Raw genomic sequence first — 6295 nt, 5'->3', positions numbered from 1 at the left:
CTATCAATGGCTAAGTTTTAGTCTGAGATTGACAAAAAGCGCTCCTAGAAATAGGGGCGCTTTTTGTTTGGGGAAAATCTAATTTAACACTACTAATGCTGGGCAAAAGTTGGCTTACAGTTTACCTCAATAAATTTTTATCTGATCCTTTATGGACAACGACAAAAATTATTGAGATAGTTATAGAGTTCGCGAAATAAGGGACATTTTTTCTGGACTTCATTTGGATCGATTTCCCTCAATAGCAAAGGAGTATGATCTCCTTTAGAAAAGCGTGCTTTATCGCGATCGAGTTCATCTTGAACACTTGACTCAATTAAATATTCTGATAGTTTTTCTCGACAGCAATCTTTTTCAGCATCGTATTCACTAAATGCTTCTGGATTCTCAAAAGAAACTTTTCTTTGTGTACTTAGCCACCAACGCATCCGTTCATGTCTTTTGCCTCGAAAATCTGAATGTTTAGCTATTGAATTATTCCAATCAGCAATAATCCAAGCTTCGATTTCCGGCGCGGCAAACCCAACAAATTTTTCGATGTCAGCACATTCGGGTATTTTTGATAACTCTGCCAATATTTTTGATTTTTGTGTCTGAGAATCGCGGCAATCCAAATCGTCAAAAACTAAAATCAAGTCGCATTTATTTGCTTCCGCTTTTAAGGCGATAGGCAATTCTTGCTTGATTTGCTCGATTAAGCTTTGACCTGTTCTTCCATAACTACCTGCTTTATTAGCTTTAGGGCCGGGTTTTTGACGAACTGGTGTTTTTCGTTCAAATCTACAGCCCGGAAAAGTTTTTTCTAAAAAAGGAAAGAATCCTCTAACCTCAGCCTCACCGCCACCAGAGAAAACCCACACTACCACGGCCATCCTCCAATAGTTGGATCGCCAACACGGTATAAGTCGCCCAATTGCCATCCCTCTTCAAGTTTTGGCTTCAGCAGTTCTTTTGAAAGAGATTTGACTGAGAAATACGTTCTGTTTTCGGGATAAAAACAAAGAACATTCTCTAAACGATCGGTAAAGTGATCTAAAAGGTCGGGACTATGCGTGGTAATAATTATCTGAGTTCTGGTGGCAGCTTTTTTAATCCACTCAGCTAAAATTGGCATCCACGAGACGTGCAATCCTAATTCAGGTTCATCAATGACTATCAAAGAAGGAAGGAGTGGAGAATGTAATATAGTTGCCCAACAAAGCATCCTGACAGTTCCATCCGACATTTCATTTAGGTAAAATGCTTCATCATCAATACCTTCAAAATACCATTCTACAGTGAGAGATAGGCGACCCGAAGGTAAAGCTCTAAGGCGACGAGTTTTTGGCAGGATGGACTTCATTGCCTCGTTAATGCTATCTTCAAAATTGATAGATTTTTGGTTTAAATTGTACAAGACTAAAGGCAGATTATCTCCCGAAGCAGATAGGTAAATATCACTTCCACCTATTTTAGGTTCTGCGGTTCTAATTAAACTCAAATTCATGTTATTGGCATTATAAAATTGCCATTTTGAAATAAATTCAATTAATTCTCTTCTAATTTTGTAAACAGGTATAATTTCTGGTGGTAAGAAAGTATATTCAAGCAGTGTCGGAATTGTCAACAAACCAAAAGAATTTGTAGGAATGTTATCTAAAGGTTCAAACTGAGCTGACTCTTGACCGGGAGACTTGTAAACAGATAAAACTCCTTGCCCTAATTCTCTGTTATGCAATTTATAGTAATAGAAAGGTGGCTGGCGGGAAGTTTCCTGCAAATCTTCTCCGCCATATAGATATTCTTCAGAGATGCTCGCCCTTACTTTTTGTCGATCGGTATAAAGTTTGAAATCAAGAATTGCGCTGTCTTTTTGAAGATTACCAGTTTGGTTAATTTGCGAAAAACAGCAAGCTATACTGACCTTCGCTGGACTTTCAACATTGACATCTAAAATTCTACCACCACCAATTTTAGAAACAGCATCCTCAAAACTACTCACGTCCCGATTTGCGTCAGGAATAGCTATTAGGCAATCTTTTAAAAATTTTAAACAACTGATGAAATTGCTTTTGCCTGAACCGTTTGAGCCTATAAATATATTAAGGTTGTTTAAATTTACAGATGGATCTAAGTGTAGATTTTTATAATTCTTGGTTGTCAAAAATCGAAGAATTGGTTGATTCATACGATCGCTCCGGTTATACTTCAGAAAGGTTAGGGCAGGCAAGATGCCTACCCTACAATAATTTAAAATTTGCACCTACAGCTAATAGCCGATCGCCAAATCTAAAATTTATCTAAAGATTAAAAGGTGAAAAATTAATTTTTCACCTTTTAACTCTCGACTTTCAAATTACCCGTTACTGAACAAACTTCTTGAATGCCAGAGTCACGTTGTGGCCGCCAAATCCAAAAGAATTCGACAGCGCCACATCAACTTTTAGATCGCGGCTTGTATGAGGAACATAGTCCAAATCGCACTCAGGATCGGGATTTTCCAGATTAATTGTCGGCGCGATTTTGTCATTGGCGATCGACATTACCGTCGCCACCGCCTCAATTCCCCCAGAACCGCCCAAAAGATGACCGGTCATTGACTTGGTAGAACTAATTGCTACTTTGTAAGCGTGGTCTCCCAAAGTCTGCTTAATCGCTTTTGTTTCAGTAGAATCGTTGGGAAGCGTGCTCGTGCCGTGAGCGTTGATATAGCTCACTTGATCCGGCGTCAAACCCCCATCCTTGAGCGCTAAAGCCATCGCGCGCGACGCACCGTTCCCCCCCGGTACCGGAGAAGTCATGTGATACGCATCGCAAGTTAAACCGTAGCCGACGATTTCTGCGTAAATCTTCGCGCCACGCGCCAGAGCGTGTTCCATTTCTTCTAGAATCAGAATGCCAGCACCTTCGCCGACGACAAAACCATCCCGATCGCGATCGAACGGACGAGAAGCATGAGTCGGGTCATCGTTGCGAGTCGAAAGCGCCCTCGCCGCAGCAAAACCTGCCACGCACAAAGGTGTCACCGCAGCTTCTGTACCGCCGCAAATCATGGCTTGGGCGTAACCCGCCTGAACTAAGCGAAACGCATCGCCCACGGCATTTGACCCGGCAGCGCAAGCCGTCACCGTGCAAGAGTTTGGCCCTTTAGCGCCCGTGTGAATCGCCGTCAGGCCCGCGGCCATATTCGCAATCATCATGGGAATCATAAACGGGCTGCATCGATCGGGGCCGCGATTCAGATAAATCTCTTGCTGGTCTTCTAAAACCTTCAGGCCGCCAATGCCAGTGCCAAGAATGACACCCACCTGTTCTGCGTTCAGGTCGTTAATCTCAAACTTCGCATCAGCAAGAGCTTGCTTGCTCGCTGACACCCCAAATTGAGCAAAGCGATCCATCCGCTTTGCTTCCTTGCGCTCTAAATAGTCGTGTGGGTCGTAACCCTTCACCTCTGCGGCAAAGCGGCAGTCGTGCCGCGACGGGTCGAATAAGGTGATCGGGCCTATACCATTCTTCCCGGCAAGCAACCCGTCCCAATATTCAGACAAGGTATTGCCGATCGGTGTAATCGCGCCGAGACCCGTGATAACAACGCGCTTACGCTCTAAATTTGTCATGATTTCTGTTTCAAAAAATTAAACACCCAGAACGCAGAACAAAAGAGGAGTTTCCAGTTTTCTAACTTCTCTCCTCTTAGGGGAAAAGACAGGTATTTTATGCTTTTGGAGCTGCAAGTTGGCTGCTGATGTAATCTACACAAGCTTGAACCGTAGTAATTCCTTCGGCTGCTTCGTCGGGAATTTCAATATCAAACTCTTCTTCCAAGGCCATTACCAGCTCTACTGTATCTAAGGAATCTGCTCCTAAATCGTTAGCAAAGTTGGCTTCGGGCTTGACTTCGCTCAGCTCGACTTCCAGTTGCTCTTTCACAATTTTCTGGACTCTAGTCAAAATATCGTCTTGGCTCATAACATCGTGTCCTCATTGGTTGCTGCGTATCTAATCTTATCCGAAAGGGGGATCGGCAGGACAAAGGCTGGCCGCTTTTCTAAGTGACACGGGCCAGGGACAATTGGGACACGGACGATCGCAGCAAGCCTACGACTAAGGAAAAAACCCATAGCCCACAATCAATCATCTCGTTTAGCAACCTGATAACGTTGAGGAACCGGAATTTTGGGTCGATGGTGCGTCAATCGATTTTAGATTTTAGATTTTAGATTTTAGATTGAAGCATTGACTCCACGGATAAATTCGGAGGGCAAGTTTCTCGGATACAGGTTTTTTATTTCACCGGTCCTGAGTCTGCTTTCGGAATGAACCCGGGGGCTTGTATCCTGGATGCTTGATTGTCAGTCATCAACTCAAAATGCTTGAGAAAAGCTGACAATTGGCTCCTAGCTAGGCGGTGATACGTTAATTATAAAGAGGGAAAACTAAGCAGGAAGCCTCCAGACTTCGATCGCTCAAGTTTCTTGTCCCGAACCTTGTGTCCCCTGCAGAAACAATTATGCCATCCCCAAATCTCAAATATGCTTACTTTCCTGGTTGCGTTCCCCAAGGGGCGGCCCGTGAACTTTACCTGTCTACCCAAGCGCTGACTCAAGCCTTGGGGATTGAACTGGTGGAACTCAAAAAAGCTTCCTGCTGCGGTTCTGGCACTTTCAAGGAAGATTCGCAGTTACTCGAAGATACTGTCAACGCTCGCAATATTGCTTTGGCTGAGGAACTGAATCTGCCTTTGCTGACACATTGCAGCACTTGTCAAGGGGTAATCGGTCATGTGGACGATCGCCTCAAGGAATCTCAGAAAACCGATCCCAACTACATAGAAAAAGTCAACGGTTTACTGGAAAAACAAGGCTGTTCGCCTTACAAAGGCAGTACCGAGGTGAAACATCTGTTGTGGGCGATCGTTGCAGATTACGGGCTCGACGAGGTGCAGAAGCGAGTCACCCGCAAGCTTTCAGGTTTGAAGTGCGCGTCTTTTTACGGGTGCTATCTGCTGCGAGCTCAGGATAAGCTGCTTTACGATGACCCGCACCAACCGGAATCGATGGAAAATGTGTTTCGAGCGATCGGGGCCACTCCGGTTTACTATCGAGGCCGGACGCAGTGCTGTGGCTGGCCGTTGGCGAGTTATGCCACTAACCAATCTTTTCAGATGGCAGGCAAACATATTCAAGATGCTCTTGACAATGGCGCTGATTGTATGGTTACTCCTTGTCCGCTTTGTCATTTAAATTTGGATGCGCGGCAGCCGGAGGTGGAAAAAGTAATCGGGCGCAAGTTGGGTTTGCCCGTGTTGCATTTGTCGCAATTGGTGGCTTTGGCTTTGGGTGTGGAGCCAAAAAAACTAGGGATCGATCGACATATTGTGTCAACTAAGCCCGTGTTAGAAAAATTAGGCTTTTAGTCGATCGATTTGCGCGGGTTTGGAGTAAGAGCTTTAGTCCTTTCTCATCTTAAATCCAGGTTGGTAGTAAAGACTTTAGTCTTTTCTCAAATCAAATCCGGTTAGAGCGGAATTATAGGCGAGTGCTAGCGGGACGATAGATCGCGCTTATACACTCTTGAGTTGATAGAAGATACCGTCCACAATTTCAGTCCTGGACGCACACATACCAAAGAAACCGGGTTTTTTACCGAATCTGCGGGTCACAACCTTTGTTTTTTCGTAAAAAAACCCGGTTTCTGAGCCCCGGTGGGTAAGTCCTAAATTTGTCCTTTTGTCCCCAGAGGTGGTCTAGTCTTCTTCTTGTGGGGCAGCAATGGCGTTGCGGAGTTATCACTCGTTGTCGGTGAAGTTGCTCGACAATGCCATTTATTTCTGATCTTAGCTCGTCATCAGAGAGCCCAAATGGGTTCTTTAAGCTATTGACACCACCAAAATATGAAGCGGTCTAACGACGGGGGCTTCAGCGAACGGCGTTGCACGGTGGCTACACCACTGATAACCGATGCCTCAGTTCCGTTGCCAGCCCTTGTTAGACTGCGATTGCTAGACCGCATACCGTAGCCCGGATCTAGACTCAAAAGCAAGTGTGGGGCTGGTAGGTTAATATGCAAATCACAGAAATTGTATACAATTACACAAAATAGTTTTTTAAGACTTCCTAACTGCCTAGCTATTGACAAGGAGTAATCTCCAGGACGAGTTTTTCTTAGACATTTCCTGCCATAAGGCAGACAATTGATGTAGACTGAGATAATTCACTCAAAAAACCCAATATGTCCACATATGTACCACCAAGAATCGCTATTCAACGACTTGGAGTATGTTCAAAAACCCTTGAAAGGTGGGAAAAAGAAGGGA

5 protein-coding genes are annotated in these 6295 nt (G+C 44.4%); 1 reads left to right on the top strand and 4 read right to left on the bottom strand.

Annotated features, from left to right (window positions below):
• Positions 1-149 precede the first annotated feature (149 nt).
• The 4 genes from QUA00_RS35895 to acpP form a co-directional block, all read right to left on the bottom strand.
• Positions 150-872 carry a DUF4276 family protein gene (locus QUA00_RS35895; RefSeq protein ID WP_333141875.1) on the bottom strand — a complete coding sequence of 241 codons (723 nt, stop codon included), beginning with the start codon at positions 870-872 and terminating at the stop codon, positions 150-152.
• Positions 860-2167: an AAA family ATPase gene (locus QUA00_RS35890; RefSeq protein WP_333141877.1), complete on the bottom strand. Its 1308-nt coding sequence runs from the start codon at positions 2165-2167 to the stop codon at positions 860-862. The genes QUA00_RS35895 and QUA00_RS35890 overlap by 13 nt, the downstream gene beginning before the upstream one ends.
• Positions 2168-2342: 175 nt before the next feature.
• Complete coding sequence (gene fabF, locus QUA00_RS35885; RefSeq protein ID WP_333141879.1) at positions 2343-3596, bottom strand: beta-ketoacyl-ACP synthase II; 1254 nt, start codon at positions 3594-3596, stop codon at positions 2343-2345.
• A gap of 97 nt (positions 3597-3693) precedes the next feature.
• On the bottom strand, positions 3694-3948 hold the full coding sequence (gene acpP / locus QUA00_RS35880; protein ID WP_333141880.1) for an acyl carrier protein: 255 nt from the start codon (positions 3946-3948) through the stop codon (positions 3694-3696).
• Positions 3949-4489: 541 nt separating this feature from the next.
• Between acpP and QUA00_RS35875 the strand changes: the two genes are divergently transcribed.
• Positions 4490-5395, top strand: a complete 906-nt coding sequence (locus tag QUA00_RS35875; protein WP_333141881.1) for a CoB--CoM heterodisulfide reductase iron-sulfur subunit B family protein — start codon at positions 4490-4492, stop codon at positions 5393-5395.
• Positions 5396-6295: the final 900 nt, after the last annotated feature.

Origin of the sequence: Microcoleus sp. T2B6 (genome assembly GCF_036700475.1) — a bacterium.
Taxonomy (GTDB): Bacteria; Cyanobacteriota; Cyanobacteriia; order Cyanobacteriales; family Microcoleaceae; genus Microcoleus.
This window is presented reverse-complemented; position numbering and strand designations above follow the sequence as displayed.